This window comes from Bacteroides faecis MAJ27, from assembly GCF_900106755.1.
In the GTDB taxonomy this organism is placed as follows: Bacteria; Bacteroidota; Bacteroidia; order Bacteroidales; family Bacteroidaceae; genus Bacteroides; species Bacteroides faecis.
Map to the genome: position 1 here is coordinate 1 of NZ_FNNN01000074.1, position 1,349 is coordinate 1,349.

Sequence of the window (1,349 nt, forward strand, 5' to 3'; positions counted from 1 at the left end):
GAAGAAGACGATAAACATTTAACTCCATTTTCTATAAATTTGAAGGCAAAGATAAGAATTTGTAATTTCATCCCTCAGATTTATTCATTGATCCTCAAATACAATGTAACATGGTTCAACAAATTTTATCTCTACAAAGATACTATTTTACTTTCAAATTTTAATAGAAAAAATTAATAATACAATTGCACAACATTGCTATTCTATAAAAAACAGCAAATGAATTTCTTCAAATGCTGCCTTCTATTCCACTTTCTACTAACAAAGTTGATGAAAGTCAAACAAAATCATCTCTAATCCAACTCTCTACAACTTCAAGTTTTGACATCTAAACTCCACATTTCAAATAAATTATAGTCATATATCCTCCTCATATATATTAAAAAAACGCCATCCTTCCTGTATCTTATATCTATTACTAAATCCTTTTGGCACATATAGATTCATACTTCGTTTATTACTTCCATGCCAATGTTTTTCTAAAACTGAAGGAGGATTCTTGCTTCTACAATATATCGTACGTAAATTTAGACTTTCTTTAAATGCATTATGTTGAATTGAAGCCACATTTTCAGATAAAGTTACTTCTTCGAGATTAGCACAATGCCCAAAAGCACAATGTCCAATATAACTAATATTGTCTCCAATATAAAGATTTACCAATCCTGAACAACCATCAAAACTATAATTTCCAATATATTCTAAACTTTTTGGAAATACTAAAAATGACAATCCAGTACAGTTTGCAAAGGCATTATCTCCAATTGCTGACAATTTATTAGGTAGTACAATAAAAGAAATATTGGAACAACATTCAAAATCTCCATAATCAATGACCTTTAGATTTTGCCCTAATTGTACGAATTTTAAGCTTTCACATTTACTAAACGCAAATTTTCCTAAATCTTCTAATCCATCACCAACTACAGCAGAAATCAAATTTGGAGAATCTGCAAAAACACTATGCCCTATCGTTCTCACTGTATCAGGTATCGTTACAGTAGCCAAGCCCGTACAATGAAAAGCAAAACTTTCTATCGAATCTACAGTTTTAGGAAAACTGATTGATTGTAGTTTTTTACAACATTCAAATGCCGCTCTTCCAATAATTCTAATAGATTCAGGCAGTACAACAGAAACTATATTCATACTTTTAAATGCAGCCTCCGGAATCGAACCAAATTGTTTAGACTTCGCATCAAATATTATGGTATTCCTTAGATTGATAAAAACCAAGTTCTCCATTTTTCTAATGTAAGCATTCAGCAAACCCCGTATTTCCCCCTCTGAAAGTTCTTCCTAGTTTTGCGTGAATTTAAAACGTGAAACAATGAAGAACTTAACTTTAG

Annotated in this window: 1 protein-coding gene; it reads right to left on the reverse strand. The window is 30.8% G+C overall.

Translation table 11 applies throughout. The features are described 5' to 3' along the window. Positions 1–357 precede the first annotated feature (357 nt). Positions 358–1,245, reverse strand: coding sequence for a leucine-rich repeat domain-containing protein (locus tag BLW31_RS23700; RefSeq protein WP_010535431.1), 888 nt, complete (start codon positions 1,243–1,245; stop codon positions 358–360). Positions 1,246–1,349 lie beyond the last annotated feature (104 nt).